Source organism: Bradyrhizobium sp. LB11.1 (assembly GCF_040549385.1).
In the GTDB taxonomy this organism is placed as follows: domain Bacteria; phylum Pseudomonadota; class Alphaproteobacteria; order Rhizobiales; family Xanthobacteraceae; genus Bradyrhizobium.
Genome location: NZ_JBEPTH010000002.1, coordinates 131,437 through 146,559 on the forward strand (window position 1 = coordinate 131,437; position 15,123 = coordinate 146,559).

The window sequence follows — 15,123 nt, forward strand, 5'->3', positions numbered from 1 at the left end:
AGAAGCCTCATGGTGAGGAGGCGCGAAGCGCCGTCTCGAACCATGAGACAACCAGCGGGGCCTTCATCCTTCGAGACGCGGCGCCAGGTGCGCCACTCCTCAGGATGAGGGGTAAGAGAACAACGACCAAGCGGCAGGGACTTCGGGTTTAATGGGCAAGATCACGGGTTTTCTCGAAATCGAACGGCACGACCGCAAGTACACCCCGGCTGCCGAGCGCGTGAAGCATTACAACGAGTTCGTCGTTCCCTTGACCGAAAAGGAAACGCGCGACCAGGCCGCGCGCTGCATGAACTGCGGCATTCCCTATTGCCATGGCACAGGCTCGGTCGCGCCCGGCACGCCCGGCTGCCCGGTCAACAACCAGATCCCCGATTTCAACGACCTCGTCTACCAGGGCAACTGGGAGGAAGCCTCGCGCAATCTGCACTCGACCAACAATTTCCCGGAGTTCACCGGCCGCATTTGTCCGGCGCCGTGCGAAGCCTCCTGCACGCTCAACATCGACGACAATCCGGTCACCATCAAGACCATTGAATGTGCGATCGTCGATCGCGCCTGGGACAATGGCTGGCTGAAGCCTGAAGTGGCCGCCGTGAAGACCGGCAAGAAGGTCGCGGTGATCGGCTCCGGTCCGGCCGGCATGGCCTGCGCACAACAACTCGCGCGCGCCGGCCACGACGTGCATCTGTTCGAGAAGTTCGCCAAGGCCGGCGGACTGCTTCGCTACGGCATTCCCGACTTCAAGATGGAGAAGGGCGTCATCGACCGTCGCGTCAAGCAGATGGAAGGCGAAGGCGTTACCTTCCACTACAACAGCCATGTCGGCGTCGACGGCAATGTCGATCCGCGCGAGATGCTGAACCAGTACGACGCGATCGCGCTGACCGGCGGCGCGGAAGCCCCGCGCGACCTGCCGATCCCCGGCCGAGAGTTTTCCGGCGTCCATTACGCGATGGATTTCCTGCCGCAACAAAATCGCCGCGTCTCCAGCGAGCCGCTGAACGGCGTCAGCGAGATTCTGGCCGGCGGCAAGCATGTCGTCGTCATCGGCGGCGGCGACACTGGCAGCGATTGCATCGGCACCTCGCTGCGCCAAGGCGCGCTCTCGGTGACCCAGCTCGAGATCATGGCGGCGCCGCCCGAGCATGAGAACAAGGGCCTGACCTGGCCGAACTGGCCGCTGAAGATGCGCACGTCGTCGAGCCAGGCCGAAGGCGCGGTGCGCGAATTCGCGGTGCTGACGCAGAAGTTTTCGGGCGAGAACGGGCAGGTCAAGAAGCTGCACTGCGTGCGCGTCGACGACAAGTTCAAGCCGATTGAAGGCACCGAGTTCGAGCTCGACGCCGAGCTCGTCCTGCTCGCGATGGGCTTTGTCCATCCCGTGCACGAGGGCCTGTTGAAGCAACTCGCGGTCGATCTCGACCCGCGCGGCAACGTCAAGGCCAACACGCTCGACTACCAGACCTCGCGCCCGAACGTGTTTTCGGCAGGCGACATGCGGCGTGGGCAATCGCTGGTGGTGTGGGCTATTCGTGAAGGCCGGCTGTGTGCAAGGTCGATCGACACGTTCCTGATGGGGAAGACGGATCTGCCGCGGTAGAACCTGTCATTCCGGGGCGCGCCACTTGGCGCGAACCCGGAATCCATCGGCCCTCAGCGTTGGTGGATAAATGGATTCCGGGCTCGCGCTTCGCGCGCCCCGGAAGGACAATGGAAAGAGCCACGCCTTCTCGCAGAGAATGCGCGTGGCGGCCGGCACTAATTCTGCAACCTAACCCCCAGCATCGCCACCGTCCCCTGCGAGCTCGAGCCCGGCTGGTTCGAATCAAGGATGTCGTGGCGCAGCGTGCCCTTGATCCAGAAATTACGATTGAGCTTGTAGATCAGATTGCCTTCGAGCGAGTAGGTCTTGTCGTTGCGGTTCTGGCCCTGGTAGTCGTAGGTGCCGTAGGTGAACCTGCCGATTGCGGTGAGCCAGCGGCGGAAGTCATGGTCGACTTCGGCGGCATAGGTGTGCACGAGCACGCCGGAGGAGCCGGGGATCGTGGTTTCCGCGATCTGCGTATCGGTGTTGAATTTCACGGTCGTCAACCCGCTCGCGTTCCAGATCAGCGAACCCGAGGTGAGGAAACCCGAGAGCTGGCTCAGCCGCGGGTCGACATAGTTGCGCGCGGAATAGCCGACCGAGATTTCGCCGGTGAGGATGCGCGAGAATTCGAAGGACGAGCCGACCTTGGCATAGCCACCATTTGAATCGCGCAGATATCCGTTGCGGTCGGCGGCCTGGTCGTGGACGCGGTTGTCGCCCTCGATCTCGACGAACGGCTTGAGGCCCGGCTTCAGCTCGTAGGAGAAGCGCCCGACGCCGCCGTACTGGTTGAAGTCACGGTCGTCGTTGCTGAAGGTCGAGCCGTCGGTGAGCTTGGAGTCCGTGTAGGCAGTGCGATCCACCGTCGCGCCGGCCGCGACCTGAAAACGGTTGAAAGTCTGGTCGAAGCCGAGGGTGCCGCCATAGGTGGCGTAGATCGGATATTTCTGCAGGCCGGCCTGCACGTTCGGGCTGCCGGGATTGTCGGTGGCGAGCCGCAGGCGCAGCTGCGAGGTCAGCTTGAGGTCGCGATCGACGTCGAAGCGGCCGTCGACATGGCCGGTGAAATCGGGGCGGTTGATCTCGACCGGCGACGGCGAGGCAAGGCCATCGATCGTGGCCGGCATGTTGTTGGTGTAGCCGGAGAACGAGCCGCGCAAGTCAGCGACCAGCGCGTGGCGCTCCCAGTCGGACTGGACGAGGAGATCGGGCGCGATGACATAGACCGGCGAGCCGATCGGCTTTTGCAGGCGCGCCGGATTGGTGTCGTAGCCCGTGGAGAGCTCGAGCCCGCCCTTGATCAAAAAGCTGCCGGCGTAATCGCCGACCGCGCCGAACGCATCGTCGTCGGCCTTGAGGCGACGGCGCAGCGGCTGACCGGGTACGGTGCCCGCCATCGCCGGCGGTACCGGCGTCTTGTTCGCGGTCTCCGACGGCGGCGGCGCGATGCGTGGCGCACCGAGAGGTGACAGCGTCGGTGTTGCGGACGGCACCGGCGAGCCCGGACCTGCGGGCTTCTTCGGCTTTGGCTGGCCGGGATAGAGCTTTGGCAGCTGGCGCTTGCGGTTCAGAGAGTCATAGCCGGAGCTGCTCGCGCCGTTGGCCGCGGGCAGGCCGTAGGTCGGCACCTGGCCGATACGCGATGGCGCCGGCGTCTCACGGCTCTTGCGCGGATCGTCGTTTGGATCCGGCGGCACCGGGACCGCATCCGACGGCGCCTGCGGGACACCGGCCGTGCGACGCATCGGCAGCGTATCGGGCGCGACGAAGCCACCGCGGTTGGGATTGAACAGGTCGGGCGTCAGGCTCTGGGCGGCCGCCGGGCCAGTTTCCAGTGCGGTCAGCAACAGGCATGGCAACGCGGCGCGGAAGACGTACGCGCGATTGCTCCGGCCCCTACCTGGAGGCGACCCCACGATGGAATAACTCCAACAAAATCAGACACTTCTTCGATGACCATCCGCAAACACGGGGAACCATCGTTAATGGAGTTAAACAATTATGGTTAATGACCGGTTGAGGGTTTTGGGGCTCGCGTCGCCTCGAGGGCCGCGGCGTGCTAAAGAGACGGCCTACGGGCCGACGCCCCTCCTCCCTGGACCAGAACATGCCGAGTTCGAAACCGCTGATGACCTCATCATCCAGCTCCACCCCGACAAGCGTCGAATCCGCGCTCCGCACGCTGGAGACCGAGGGCGGCGGCATCAACGCGCTCGCGGCCGCCCTGCGCGGCCCGCTCGGCGAGGCGTTCGCCAAGGCGGTCGATCTGATCCGCAACGCCAAGGGCCGCGTCATCGTCACCGGGCTCGGCAAATCCGGTCACATGGCGCGCAAGATCGCGGCGACCCTGGCCTCGACCGGCACGCCGGCCTTCTTCGTTCACACCGCCGAAGCCGCCCATGGCGACCTCGGCATGATCACCACCGACGACGTCATCATGGCGATGTCCTGGTCCGGCGAGCAGCCGGAGATGAAGACGCTCGTGAACTATTCGGCGCGTTTCGCGATCCCGATGATCGCGGTGACGTCGAACGCGGCGTCCTCGCTCGGACAGGCCGCCGACATCGTGCTCGAGCTACCGAAGGCGCGCGAGGCCTGCCCGCACAATCTGGCGCCGACCACCTCGACGATGATGCAGGTCGCGATCGGCGATGCCATTGCGATTGCGCTGCTCGAAGGCCGCGGCTTCACCGCGCTGGAATTCGCCCATTTCCATCCCGGCGGCAAGCTCGGCGCGATGCTGAAATTCGTCCGCGACTACATGCGCACCGGCGCGGAGATCCCGGTCAAGCCTGAAGGCACCAAGATGTCGGACGCCGTGATGGAGATGTCGGCCAAGGGGCTCGGCTGCGTCTGCATCGTCAACGCCGCGAACGAGGCCGTCGGCATCATCACCGACGGCGATCTGCGCCGTCACATGCGGCCTGATCTGCTGACGGCATTGGTGGACGACATCATGACGAAGCAGCCGAAGACCGTGCCGCCCTCGATGCTCGCGACCGAGATGATCGAGGTGCTGAACACCCGCAAGATCACGACACTGGTCGTGACCGAGGCGGACAAGGTGGTCGGCATCGTGCATCTGCACGATCTGCTGCGCGCGGGCGTGGCGTAGGGCGTTCTCCCACCACTCGTCATTGCGAGGAGCTCTTGCGACGAAGCAATCCAGAATGTCTCCGCGGAAAGATTCTGGATTGCTTCGCTGCGCTCGCAATGACGGCGGAGAGACCTACGCCGGAAATCGCGCCGCCTTCTCCTCCAGCGGCAGCCGCAAGCCGTTCGCCAGATATGACACCGTGCGATAGAATCCGCACAGCAGCATGACCTCCAGAATTTGCGCCTCGTCGTAATGCGCCGACAGCGCAGCGAACTCGGCATCGGCAAGCGTCGCGCGATGATGCAATGCGTCCACTGCCGCGATCAGGGCCTGCTCGGCCGGCGACCAGCAGGATGAATTCGCATCGCCCTGCACCGTCGCGCGGACCTCATCCTCCGCGAGCTTGGCTGGACCTGCGAAGATCGCGACATGGACACCCCATTCATATTCGCAACGGTTGAGCGCACAGGTGCGATCGATGACGATCTCGCGCTGACGCAAGGAGAGCGGCCCGGGATCGAGCAGGCCGCCGGCGCGAAACTTGTCCCAGGCGCGGGCGTGGCCCGCCATCACCCGGAACAGCGCCAGCGGCGGCGCGCCGCGCATGATGCGGTCAAACTGCCCCTGGATCTCCGGGGGATAAGGCGGCGCGAGCGGGGCAATACGCGGCTCTGGGGATGACATGAGCGTCTTTCTTGCTACAATTACTGTAGCATCACGCTACATTATCCGTAGCAAACCGCAAGAGGGGTGCGATGGCAAAAGAGGCAGGGGAAAGCCGCGTGCGTGGCTCGCGCACCGGCCGGCCGATCATGGCCCTGCTCGATCTCCTGGGCCGGCGCTGGAGCCTGCGGATTCTCTGGGAATTGCGCAACGAACCGCTCACCTCGCGCGCGCTGCGCGCAGCCTGCGACGAGGCCTCTCCGACGGTGCTGCAGGCCCGGCTGACGGAGTTGCGCGAGGCGGGGTTTGTGGAGCTGGGCGAAGGTGGTGGTTACGGATTGACGCCGCTCGGGCGGGACTTGCGCGGGACGTTCATGCCGCTGCACAAGTTTGCGGAGAGGTGGAAGAAGAGCTGAGGGCTCTCTCCTCCCTCTCCCCGTTCTTCTTGTTCAGACCGGGGAGAGGGTTGGGGTGAGGGGCCTCTCTCCGCGCTTGAGGTCATCGAGATACCTGTACCCCCTCACCCGGATCGCAAGAGCGATCCGACCTCTCCCCGCAAGCGGGGCGAGGTAAGAAGAGACTACGCCGCTGCCACCGTCAGATTGGCGCCGTCCACCTGCACCACCTTCACCTTCGTCCCCGCAGGCGTATCCGGGCCCGCGACACGCCAGACCGTGTCGCCGATGCGCACGGTGCCGTTGCCGTCGATGATCGGCTTCTCCAGCGTGAACTCGCGGCCCAACAGCGCCTCGCTGCGCTTGTTGAGGAAGGGGCTGCCGCTGGCGTCCAGCCTTGGCCGGGCGAGCCGGCGCCAGACCGGCACGGCGGCGGCGGCGAACACTGCGAACATTACGAGCTGGATCTGCCAGGATATGACGACAGCGAACGAGATCAGGCCCACCAGAAGCGCGGCGAGCCCAAGCCAGAACAGGAACACGCCGGGCGCGATCACCTCCAGCGCCATCAGGATGAAGCCGAAGATCAGCCAGTTCCAGGTACCTAGCGAGACGAACATGTCGGTCATGACACGACCTCTTGATATTGGCGCATGATCTTATCGGAAAACCGGTGCCCACTCTTCCGGCGCATGCGCGTAAATCCCGTTACCGCGGCGGCACCGATGGCGGCGTGGGCGCCGACGCTGGCACCGAGCCGCGGCGGGCGGCGGCTGAAGCGGATGCGGCGCTTTCGCCGAACGTCGCCTTGGCGATCTCGCCGATGCCGGCGAGCGAGCCCAGCAAGCTCGTGGCCTCCATCGGCAGCATGATGATCTTCTGGTTCGGTGCATCCGCGAACTGGCCAAACGCCTTGATGTATTTGTCGGCGATGAAGTAGTTCAGCGCGGCCACGTCGCCCTTGGCGATGGCCTCGCTGACCATTTGCGTCGCCTTGGCCTCTGCTTCCGCCGACCGCTCGCGCGCCTCGGCGTCACGGAAGGCGGCCTCGCGGCGGCCTTCGGCCTGAAGGATCTGCCCCTGCTTGGCGCCCTCGGCCCGCAAAATCTCGGACTGGCGCGCACCTTCGGCCTGAAGAATGTCGGCGCGCTTGACGCGCTCGGCCTTCATCTGCCGGCCCATGGCTTCGACGAGGTCGGCCGGCGGCACGATGTCCTTGATCTCGATGCGGTTGACCTTGAGGCCCCAGGGCGAGACCGCGGCATCGACCACGCGCAGCAGGCGCTCGTTGATCTCGTCACGGTGCGACAGCACCTGGTCGAGATCCATCGAGCCCATCACCGAGCGGATGTTGGTCATGGTCAGCACGATGATCGCCTGCTCGAGATTGGCGACCTCGTAGCTCGCCTTGGCCGCGTCGAACACCTGGAAGAAGGCGACGCCGTCCACCGTCACGGTGGCGTTGTCCTTGGTGATCACCTCCTGCTCGGGAATGTTGATCACCTGCTCCATCATGTTGATCTTGCGGCCGACGCGGTCGAAATAGGGCACGATCAGGTTGAGCCCCGGGCTCAGCGTCTGGGTGTATTTGCCGAACCGCTCGATGGTCCAGTCATAGCCCTGCGGCACCGTCTTCACGCCAGCAATGAGCGTGACGATGACGAGCAACACCAGAACAATCGCGAAAATGTCGAAGCCGCTCATATTTCCTCCAAGGCGGGAAAATGCCCTTTCCCGCGCTGCCATTGGTCGGGACCAGGACCCTACCGGTTCAGCGGTCGCTTTTCACGGCGGCATCCACACCATTCTGCACAAGACGCCACGAGAGGGAACGGTCACGTTTATGTATTTGCGAAGGGCTCTTGAAAGCCCCCAGGCGCAAACCTAGCGGCAAAAGTTAACAATTGCGCCGCTACTCGATGACATCGTTCGCGATTGCGAGCAGTCCCTGGGAGATGGAGACGCCAATCGCCTTGGCCGTCTTCAGGTTGACGGCGAGCTCGAACTTGGTGGGGTTCTGGACCGGAAGATCCGCGGGCAACGCGCCCTTCAGGATGCGGTCGATATAGGAGGCCGCACGCCGCAGCTGCTCGGCACTGTCCGTGCTGTAGGACATCAGCCCGCCCTCATCGACGAAGACGCGGCTCCAGAACACCGCCGGCGCGCGGGCCTCGGTGATCGCCGCCAGGAGCGGCGCACGATTGGCCATGGTGAAAAAGTCGGGCAGCACCAGGAGGCCGCCGTCCTTGCGCGAGGCCAGCGCCGCGATCGAGGCGGCATCATGCACCGGCGCGGGTTCGACGGTGACGTGAAGCGTGCGCGCGGCGTCCTCGATCGTGCGCAGCATCAGGGGCGCAAACGGCGCGGTGGCGGGATTGTAGACGACGAAGACGCGAGAGACCTTCGGCGTGACCTGCGTCAACATCTCCAGCCATTTGCCGGCGAGCGGACCGTCATAATCGGTGAAGCCGGTGATGTTGCCGCCGGGATGCGCGAGGTTCTGCACAAAGCCCTGGCTGACGGGATCGGTGACGACGGCAAACACGATCGGCGTCGTCGTGGTGCGCTGGCGCAGCTCCTCCACCGACGGCGTGCCGATCGCAAGCAGGACGTCAGGCTTGAGCGCGATCAGCTCATCGGCAAGCCGGGCGATGGGGGCACGATCGCCGGCCCCGCTGCGCCAATCGACCTTGATATTGTCTTGCTCCTTCCAGCCGTGGGCAGCGAGCGCCTCGGCCAGGCGGGCCTGCCCGATCACGTCATCGGCCGTGACCGAGAGCACGCCGAGCCGGCGCGTCTCGCTCGGCTGCTGCGCCAGCACCGAAGCCGGCCATGCCGCGAGCGTCCCAAGAAGCGCCAGATATTCGCGGCGGTTCATGGAGCGCTCCTCAGATCCAGCCTTGAAGCTCACGCAAGACGAGCGTGCGGATCACGTCCATGCCGGGATCGCTGTCGTTGAGGCAGGGGATCGCGGAAAACTGCTCGCCGCCATTATGCTTGAATATCTCGGCATTCTCCTGCGCGATCTCCTCCAACGTCTCCAGGCAGTCGGCGGAAAAGCCCGGCGTCACCACCGCGATGCGGCGCACGCCTTCCCTGGCGAGGCGCTCCATCGTCTTGTCGGTGTAGGGCTGCAGCCACTCGTCATTGCCGAAGCGCGACTGGAAGGTCAGCAGCAGCCTTGTGTCGTCCATGCCGAGCCGGCGGCGCAACGCCTCGGTGGTGGCGACGCAGTGGCTCTGATAGGGATCGCCCTTGTCGACATAGGATTTCGGCATGCCGTGGAAGGAGGCGACGATCAGCTCGGGCTTGAACGGCAGTGTCGCCAGATGCGTCTCGATCGAGGTGGCCAGCGCCTCGATATAGGCCTCGTCCTCGTAGTAAGGCGGCGTCACCCGCAGCGTCGGCTGATTGCGCAGGCGAGCGAGCACGCGGAACACTTCGTCGCAGACGGTCGCCGAGGTCGGGGCGGAATATTGCGGATAAAGCGGCACGGCGAGGATACGGTCGCACCCCTTCGCGATCAGGGCGTCGATGCCCGCCTTGATCGAGGGATTGCCGTAGCGCATCGCCCAGTCCACCACGACATGCGCGCGGTCCGACAGCGCGGCGGCGAGCTTGTCGCTCTGCGACCGCGTGATGGTCTTCAGCGGCGACTCGTTCCTGTCAGTGTTCCATATCTTCCGGTAGTCGAGCGCCTTGGTGCGGGGACGGCTGCGCAGGATGATGCCGTTCAGCACCAGCTGCCAGATCAGGCCCTGGTCCTCGATGACGCGGGCGTCCGAGAGAAATTCCTTGAGATAGACCCGCACGCCCGAGGCGTCGGCCGTGTCGGGCGTGCCGAGATTGACCAGCAGCACGCCGACGCGCGGCTGAGCCGATGGCACTGCTGGCTTCGCTGAAACGATGGGGGCGGCGATGGTCGTCATGGCATCGTGGGTCGCGCGTTGCTCCGAACTTGTCAAGATGAGCCGGGTTTGGCTAGGGTCACGCCCAAGCGGGGGGAGGAAAGATGACACTCGCGGAATGGTGCGTTCTCGGAGCGCTGCTGCTCTATCTCTTGACGATCGCCTCTATCAAATGGATCAGGTTTCGCGGCTTCGACAATGCCCGGCCGCGCGACCCCGCCTTCTATGAGGACGCCATCGCGCAGCGCGCGCTGGGCGCGCACCAGAACGGGATCGAGACCTTTCCGTTCTTCGCCTTTGCCGTGCTGCTCGCCGAATTTCGGGACTCGCCGCAGCGCCTGATCGACGAGCTCGCACTGCTGTTCCTGATCGTACGGATCGCCTATGTGCTGACCTATCTCGGCAACCGCCCGACGCTGCGCTCCATCCTCTGGAGCATCGGCTTTGCGATCAATCTCGGGATCTTCTTCATGCCGTTGTTGAAGCGGTTGTTGCCGGTGTGAGCGCCTGAGGCCGCAGCCCGGATGGAGCGAAAGCGTAATCCGGGGTTTCTCCGCATCGGCACTGCCCCGGATTGCGCTTCGCTCCATCCGGGCTACGAGGCCAGCCTTTCAAAAACACGTCGTCCGCTCGGCCGCGATGTAACCGAACAACAGGCCCGCGCCAAACAGCAGCACGAGGGCGGCGGCGCCGAATTCGATGCCGCGCATGAACAGCGCGCCGCCGCCGTCACGGGCTCCGCCCAGGCGGCCGGCAATGTCCTTGGCGGAAACGGCGATCACGGCGATGGCCGCAACCGTGATCGCGGTGCCCAGCCCCATCAGGAAGGTCGCGGCGATGCCGGCCCAGAACAGGCCCTGGGCGAGCGCGAACACCAGCACCAGGATCGCGCCCGAGCAGGGGCGGATGCCGACGGTCAGGATCGCGGCAAAACCGCGCCGCCAGCCACCGGGACCGGCGAGTTCGCTCGGCGTGGGCCCGTGGGAATGGCCGCAATGCTCGTCCTGGATGTGCTCGTGCCCATGGTCGTGATGAGCGTGCGCATGGCTATGATCATGGTGATGATGATCATGATCGTGATCGTGATGATCATGCGCATCATGATGGTCATGGGGCACGCCGGCGATCGCCGGCACCGGCTGCGTCGCCTGGAGAGCGCGGATGAAGGTGCGGCCCTTGACCCAGACCAGCCGCAAGCCAAACAGCGCGATCAGGCCATAGCTCGCGATCTCGATCGCGCCTTCCGCCTTGCACATGGTCTTTGCGGTGGCGTTCAGAACCCAGGCCGAGATGGCGACGATCAGGACCGCGACCAGCGACTGCATCAGCGCGGACGCAAACGACAGCGCGATGCCGCGCCGCGCAGTCTCGCGGTTGGCGACGAGATAGGAGGCGATCACTGCCTTGCCGTGGCCGGGGCCGGCGGCATGGAATATTCCGTATGCAAAGGAGATGAAGAGCAGCGTCCACACCGCAGATCCGTCGGTCTTCGCTGCGCGGATGGTCGACGACATCTGGCGATAGAATTCCGATTGTCTGGCCAGCAGCCAGCCGATGAGGCCGCTGGCCTCCGGCTCGGCCGCTTGCGCCGGACGCGGCGCGCCGAACGGATTTTGCGCGAGGAGATCGTGGAGCGCAGCATCGGCCACGCCGACGACGAGGAGTACGGCGGCGCAGGCGAGGAGCCCGCGCCCAAGAGGCGAGAGATGCGACTTCAAGGGCAATCCACCGTGATCTTGTTGGCGAACATCATGCCGAAATTGGCATTCGGGCCGTCCATGAAGGTCTGCTCGTTGAGCGTCTGCGCCGTCGCGGTGCCATCGCTGGGACGGTCGAGCTTCATCTGGCAGCCAGCGGGCGCGCCGACAAGCTTGACCGGATTGTCCTTGGCCATCTGGAAGTCGATGAAGAAGGAGCGGTCGAAAACTTCCAGCATCAGTTGCTTCGGCTTGAGCGGCGTCTTCAGCGGCAAGGTGAAGTGCAGGGTCAGCACCGTGTCCTTGTAGTCGAGATAATAATCGACCGGCTCGCTGAAGCGCTCCTTCTTGCCATCAGCTCGCGCAAAGGTGAAGTAGGCATATTCCTTCAGCGACTCGACATTGGTCTGCGCCAGCGGCCCCAGCTCCTCGCGCGTATAGGCCCCCTTCTTCTTGGCCTCGAGCCCCTGCACCGCATAGGCCGAGAACATGTCGTCGAAGGTCCAGGCGTGGCGAACGCCGGTGATGCTGCCGTCCTCGGCATAGAGCAATTCGCTGGTTGCGGTGATCCAGACGTGAGGATGTGCGCTCACCGCGCCCGATGCGAGCATCATTGCGGCGGCGAGCAGCAGTCCCAACAGCGCGCGCATGCCGGTCAGGCCGCCTTGGCGCCGTCGAGCAGGCCGCGGCGGCGGAGCAGCGCGTCGGGCTCGGGCGGCCGGCCGCGGAAGGCCTCGTAGGCCGCTTCCGGATCGACCGACCCGCCGCTCGAGTAAATGTCGTCATGCAGGCGCTTGGCAACGGCAGGATCGAAAATGTTGCCGGCTTCCTCGAAGGCACCGAAGGCGTCGGCGTCCATCACCTCCGACCACATGTAGCTGTAATAGCCGGCCGCATAATGATCGCCGGAGAAGATGTGGCCGAACTGCGTGGGCCGGTGCCGCATCGAGATTTCCTCGGGCATGCCGATCTTCTCCAGCTCCTTCTTCTCGAAGGCCCGGACATCCTGCGCGGCGGCGGCAGGCTGGGAGTGGAACTCGAGGTCGACCAGCGCCGAGGAAACGAACTCGACGGTGGCAAAACCCTGGTTGAACTTTCGCGCGGCAAGGAAGCGCTTGAGCAGATCGTCCGGCAGCGGCTCGCCGGTCTGGTAGTGGCGGGCGAACTGCTGCAGCACCTCGGGCCGCTCCTGCCAGTGCTCGTAGAGCTGCGACGGCAGCTCGACGAAGTCGGTGAATACCGAGGTACCCGACAGCGATGGATAGGTCACGTTGGACAGCATGCCGTGAAGGCCATGGCCGAACTCGTGAAAGAGTGTGCGGGCATCGTCGGGCGACAGCAGCGAAGGCTCGCTGCCAGTACCCTTGGCAAAATTGCAGACATTGATGACGAGGGGTGCGATCTCACCGTCGAGCTTCTGCTGGTCGCGGAGCGAGGTCATCCAGGCGCCGGAGCGCTTGGACGGCCGGGCATAATAGTCGCCGTAGAACAGCGCCTTGTGCCTGCCGTCGAGGCCCTTCACCTCCCAGACGCGGACGTCGGGGTGCCAGACCGGCACGTCCTTGCGTTCGGCGAAGGTAACGCCGAACAGGCGCGTGGCGCAGTCGAAGGCGGCCGCGATCATGTGGTCGAGCGTCAGATAGGGCTTGATCGCGGCGTCGTCGAAATTGGCGCGCTGAAGCCGGAGCTTCTCGGCGTAGAAGCGCCAGTCCCAGGACGCGAGCTTGAAATTGCCGCCCTCCGCCGTGATCAGCGCCTGCATCTCGTTGCGGTCGGCAAGCGCCTGGGCGCGGGCCGGTTTCCAGACCCGCTCCAGCAGGCCACGAACCGCATCCGGCGTCTTGGCCATGGAATCCTCGAGCCGGTAGGCGGCGAAGGTCGGGTAGCCCAAAAGCTTGGCGCTCTCCTCACGCAGCTTCAGGACCTCGCCGATGGTGGTGTTGTTGTCGTTGGAATTGCCGTTGTCGCCGCGCGCCGTGAAGGCTTTGTAGACCTTCTCGCGCAGGTCGCGACGGGCCGAGCTCTTCAGGAACGGCTCGGTCGAGGAGCGCGACAGCGTCACGATGGCCTTGCCTTCCATGCCGCGGTCTTCTGCCGCAGCCTTGGCGGCGGCGACGAAGCTCTCCGGCAGGCCCTGGCGGTCGGCCTCGCCGAGCTCCATGAACCAGTCCTGCTCGTCGCCGAGCAGATGATGGCTGAAGCCGGTCGCAAGCTGGGCCAGCTTCTCGTTGATCTCGGCCATGCGCGTCTTGGCTTCGTCGGACAGGCCGGCGCCGGCGCGGTGGAAGCGGGTGTAGGTGCGCTCCAGCAGGCGGAGCTGCTCCGGGTCGAGGCCGAGATTAGCGCGGTTCTCGTGCAGCTGGGCGATGCGACCAAACAGCACGGCGTTCATCATGATCGGATTCCAGTGCCGCGCCATCCGCAAGGAGACTTCCTTGTCGATGTCCAGAATGGCCGGATTGGAATGCGCCGAAACCAGGTCGTAGAAGACCGAAGCGACCTTGTTCAGAAGCTTGCCGGAGCGCTCCAGCCCAATGATGGTGTTGGCGAAGTCGGGCACGGCCGGATCGCTGGTGATCGCGGCGATCTCGGCGGAGTGGTCGGCGAAGGCCTGCTCGAAGGCGGGCAGGAAGTGCTCGGGCGTGATCTCGTCAAAGGGCGGGGTCGCAAACGGCGTCACCCAGGCCTTCAGCAGCGGATTGGTCTCGGAGTCCGTGGTTTGGCGGGGATCTGACATCGCTGGTCCAGTTTATTGAGCCGATTTGTTGGGTCCAGCTATAGCACGCGATGGGGCTTTTTTGGGCCATTTGGCCTTGCTCCCGCCCGCCTTTTCGGGGAGATTGCGGCCCTCGAAACACCGGATCTTGAACGCCCATGAACGCGCCCTCCTCCTCTTCCCGTCAGATCGTCTGGCCGAGCGTCATCACCGTCCTCAGCGCCGCCATCCTGATCGGCGCGGAAGTGTTCGGCGCGGCATTTGCCGGCGGCTGGGCGCTCGCTATTCTGCTCGGGCTCGGCGACCAGGGTGCGCACATTCTGCAGGCCGTGCTGTTCGCACTCGGCGTGCTGGTGATGACCGCGTTCGTCCGCGCAGCTCAGCGCGTTGAGCCGTTCTTCAAGCGCGGCTGACGCTTCGCGCGCCTGAGTCACGCGCTCGACACAGAAAACTTAACGCGCATTCATCTTCCGCGTCGCTCGCGCAACACTGCGCAAGCAGATGTTAGGCAATTCTGTTCTCAGCCTAAAAAAAATCTTGCGAAGCGGAGTCAAAAGCCTTATGTGCGCTCTTGCCCAATTTCGCACGTGCCTGTGGTCGTGTGTCAGTCGGTAGGTATCCGGACAAGAGGCCGGACAGCCGCCAAGGGGTGAAGAAGCCGAGGGGCTCTTCGGAAGTGCGGAAGTCAGAAGACTACGGTCCAAGACTTACGCAAACCCGGAGCGCCCAGCATCTCTCTCAAAGAGATGCCTTGTCGAAGGTGACTTCACTTTTTGCAACCGTGACTGGCAGCCGGAGGCGAACCGGCGCACCCCGCTCTCAACGGGGGACGCGACTTAAAGCAACGACGGATCGGGCTTTTTTGGTCTCTACCGGCATTCCAACGCCGGCGCGGGCTACTGAAAAGGCTTGTCCTTCATTGCCAGGTGTGCGGGCGGGAAACTCTCCCAACCAATCCACGGCAGCACAGTCTGGTTTGAGTCATTTGGCCTCAACGCGCCTCCATCGCGCGATGTGGCCGGAGCGCTCTTATCCGACGTCATGTTGATGCGGACC

14 protein-coding genes are annotated in these 15,123 nt (G+C 64.5%); 5 read left to right on the top strand and 9 right to left on the bottom strand.

Going from position 1 to position 15,123, the window contains the following annotated elements:
* Positions 1-151 precede the first annotated feature (151 nt).
* Positions 152-1,603, top strand: coding sequence for a glutamate synthase subunit beta (locus ABIA96_RS04500; RefSeq protein WP_354135830.1), 1,452 nt, complete (start codon positions 152-154; stop codon positions 1,601-1,603).
* A 158-nt stretch (positions 1,604-1,761) separates the two neighbouring features.
* On the opposite strand, the gene ABIA96_RS04505 is transcribed toward ABIA96_RS04500, so the two are convergent.
* Positions 1,762-3,507, bottom strand: coding sequence for an outer membrane beta-barrel protein (locus ABIA96_RS04505; protein ID WP_354135831.1), 1,746 nt, complete (start codon positions 3,505-3,507; stop codon positions 1,762-1,764).
* A 191-nt stretch (positions 3,508-3,698) separates the two neighbouring features.
* On the opposite strand from ABIA96_RS04505, the gene ABIA96_RS04510 reads away from it, so the two are divergent.
* The gene (locus ABIA96_RS04510; RefSeq protein WP_354135832.1) at positions 3,699-4,706 is read left to right on the top strand and encodes a KpsF/GutQ family sugar-phosphate isomerase; all 1,008 of its coding nucleotides are present in this window, start codon (positions 3,699-3,701) and stop codon (positions 4,704-4,706) included.
* A gap of 114 nt (positions 4,707-4,820) precedes the next feature.
* Here the strand turns inward: ABIA96_RS04510 and ABIA96_RS04515 are convergent, their stop codons facing one another.
* Positions 4,821-5,372, bottom strand: a complete 552-nt coding sequence (locus tag ABIA96_RS04515) for a carboxymuconolactone decarboxylase family protein (protein ID WP_354135833.1) — start codon at positions 5,370-5,372, stop codon at positions 4,821-4,823.
* Between the two features lie 71 nt (positions 5,373-5,443).
* Here ABIA96_RS04515 and ABIA96_RS04520 point away from each other — a divergent pair, with 71 nt between their 5' ends.
* The gene (locus ABIA96_RS04520; RefSeq protein ID WP_354135834.1) at positions 5,444-5,767 is read left to right on the top strand and encodes a winged helix-turn-helix transcriptional regulator; all 324 of its coding nucleotides are present in this window, start codon (positions 5,444-5,446) and stop codon (positions 5,765-5,767) included.
* A gap of 164 nt (positions 5,768-5,931) precedes the next feature.
* Here the strand turns inward: ABIA96_RS04520 and ABIA96_RS04525 are convergent, their stop codons facing one another.
* The 4 genes from ABIA96_RS04525 to hemH form a co-directional block, all read right to left on the bottom strand.
* On the bottom strand, positions 5,932-6,375 hold the full coding sequence (locus ABIA96_RS04525; RefSeq protein WP_354135835.1) for an NfeD family protein: 444 nt from the start codon (positions 6,373-6,375) through the stop codon (positions 5,932-5,934).
* Positions 6,376-6,454: 79 nt separating this feature from the next.
* Positions 6,455-7,450, bottom strand: a complete 996-nt coding sequence (locus ABIA96_RS04530) for an SPFH domain-containing protein (RefSeq protein ID WP_354135836.1) — start codon at positions 7,448-7,450, stop codon at positions 6,455-6,457.
* A 208-nt stretch (positions 7,451-7,658) separates the two neighbouring features.
* Positions 7,659-8,624 (bottom strand): ABC transporter substrate-binding protein, encoded by a 966-nt coding sequence (locus ABIA96_RS04535; protein ID WP_354135837.1) that lies wholly within the window; start codon positions 8,622-8,624, stop codon positions 7,659-7,661.
* Positions 8,625-8,634: 10 nt separating this feature from the next.
* A complete protein-coding gene (hemH, locus tag ABIA96_RS04540; RefSeq protein ID WP_354135838.1) occupies positions 8,635-9,675 on the bottom strand; it encodes a ferrochelatase in 1,041 nt (346 codons plus the stop codon).
* Between the two features lie 83 nt (positions 9,676-9,758).
* On the opposite strand from hemH, the gene ABIA96_RS04545 reads away from it, so the two are divergent.
* On the top strand, positions 9,759-10,157 hold the full coding sequence (locus tag ABIA96_RS04545) for an MAPEG family protein (RefSeq protein ID WP_354135839.1): 399 nt from the start codon (positions 9,759-9,761) through the stop codon (positions 10,155-10,157).
* Between the two features lie 108 nt (positions 10,158-10,265).
* On the opposite strand, the gene ABIA96_RS04550 is transcribed toward ABIA96_RS04545, so the two are convergent.
* From ABIA96_RS04550 to ABIA96_RS04560, 3 genes are read right to left on the bottom strand one after another with little or no spacing between them, the layout of a single operon-like run.
* Entirely contained in the window at positions 10,266-11,372 is a 1,107-nt protein-coding gene (locus ABIA96_RS04550) for a nickel/cobalt transporter (RefSeq protein WP_354135840.1), read from the bottom strand.
* Positions 11,369-12,001, bottom strand: a complete 633-nt coding sequence (locus ABIA96_RS04555; protein WP_354135841.1) for a DUF1007 family protein — start codon at positions 11,999-12,001, stop codon at positions 11,369-11,371. The genes ABIA96_RS04550 and ABIA96_RS04555 overlap by 4 nt, the downstream gene beginning before the upstream one ends.
* Before the next feature lie 5 nt (positions 12,002-12,006).
* Positions 12,007-14,088: a M3 family metallopeptidase gene (locus ABIA96_RS04560; protein ID WP_354135842.1), complete on the bottom strand. Its 2,082-nt coding sequence runs from the start codon at positions 14,086-14,088 to the stop codon at positions 12,007-12,009.
* A 137-nt stretch (positions 14,089-14,225) separates the two neighbouring features.
* Between ABIA96_RS04560 and ABIA96_RS04565 the strand changes: the two genes are divergently transcribed.
* On the top strand, positions 14,226-14,480 hold the full coding sequence (locus tag ABIA96_RS04565; RefSeq protein WP_354135843.1) for a hypothetical protein: 255 nt from the start codon (positions 14,226-14,228) through the stop codon (positions 14,478-14,480).
* Positions 14,481-15,123 lie beyond the last annotated feature (643 nt).

Coding starts and splice junctions, on each gene's coding strand:
- ABIA96_RS04500 (WP_354135830.1), top strand. CDS start 152: ATGGGCAAGATCACGGGTTTTCTCGAAATCGAACGGCACGACCGCAAG.
- ABIA96_RS04510 (WP_354135832.1), top strand. CDS start 3,699: ATGCCGAGTTCGAAACCGCTGATGACCTCATCATCCAGCTCCACCCCG.
- ABIA96_RS04515 (WP_354135833.1), bottom strand. CDS start 5,372: ATGTCATCCCCAGAGCCGCGTATTGCCCCGCTCGCGCCGCCTTATCCC.
- ABIA96_RS04520 (WP_354135834.1), top strand. CDS start 5,444: ATGGCAAAAGAGGCAGGGGAAAGCCGCGTGCGTGGCTCGCGCACCGGC.
- ABIA96_RS04525 (WP_354135835.1), bottom strand. CDS start 6,375: ATGACCGACATGTTCGTCTCGCTAGGTACCTGGAACTGGCTGATCTTC.
- ABIA96_RS04530 (WP_354135836.1), bottom strand. CDS start 7,450: ATGAGCGGCTTCGACATTTTCGCGATTGTTCTGGTGTTGCTCGTCATC.
- ABIA96_RS04535 (WP_354135837.1), bottom strand. CDS start 8,624: ATGAACCGCCGCGAATATCTGGCGCTTCTTGGGACGCTCGCGGCATGG.
- hemH (WP_354135838.1), bottom strand. CDS start 9,675: ATGACGACCATCGCCGCCCCCATCGTTTCAGCGAAGCCAGCAGTGCCA.
- ABIA96_RS04545 (WP_354135839.1), top strand. CDS start 9,759: ATGACACTCGCGGAATGGTGCGTTCTCGGAGCGCTGCTGCTCTATCTC.
- ABIA96_RS04555 (WP_354135841.1), bottom strand. CDS start 12,001: ATGCGCGCGCTGTTGGGACTGCTGCTCGCCGCCGCAATGATGCTCGCA.
- ABIA96_RS04560 (WP_354135842.1), bottom strand. CDS start 14,088: ATGTCAGATCCCCGCCAAACCACGGACTCCGAGACCAATCCGCTGCTG.
- ABIA96_RS04565 (WP_354135843.1), top strand. CDS start 14,226: ATGAACGCGCCCTCCTCCTCTTCCCGTCAGATCGTCTGGCCGAGCGTC.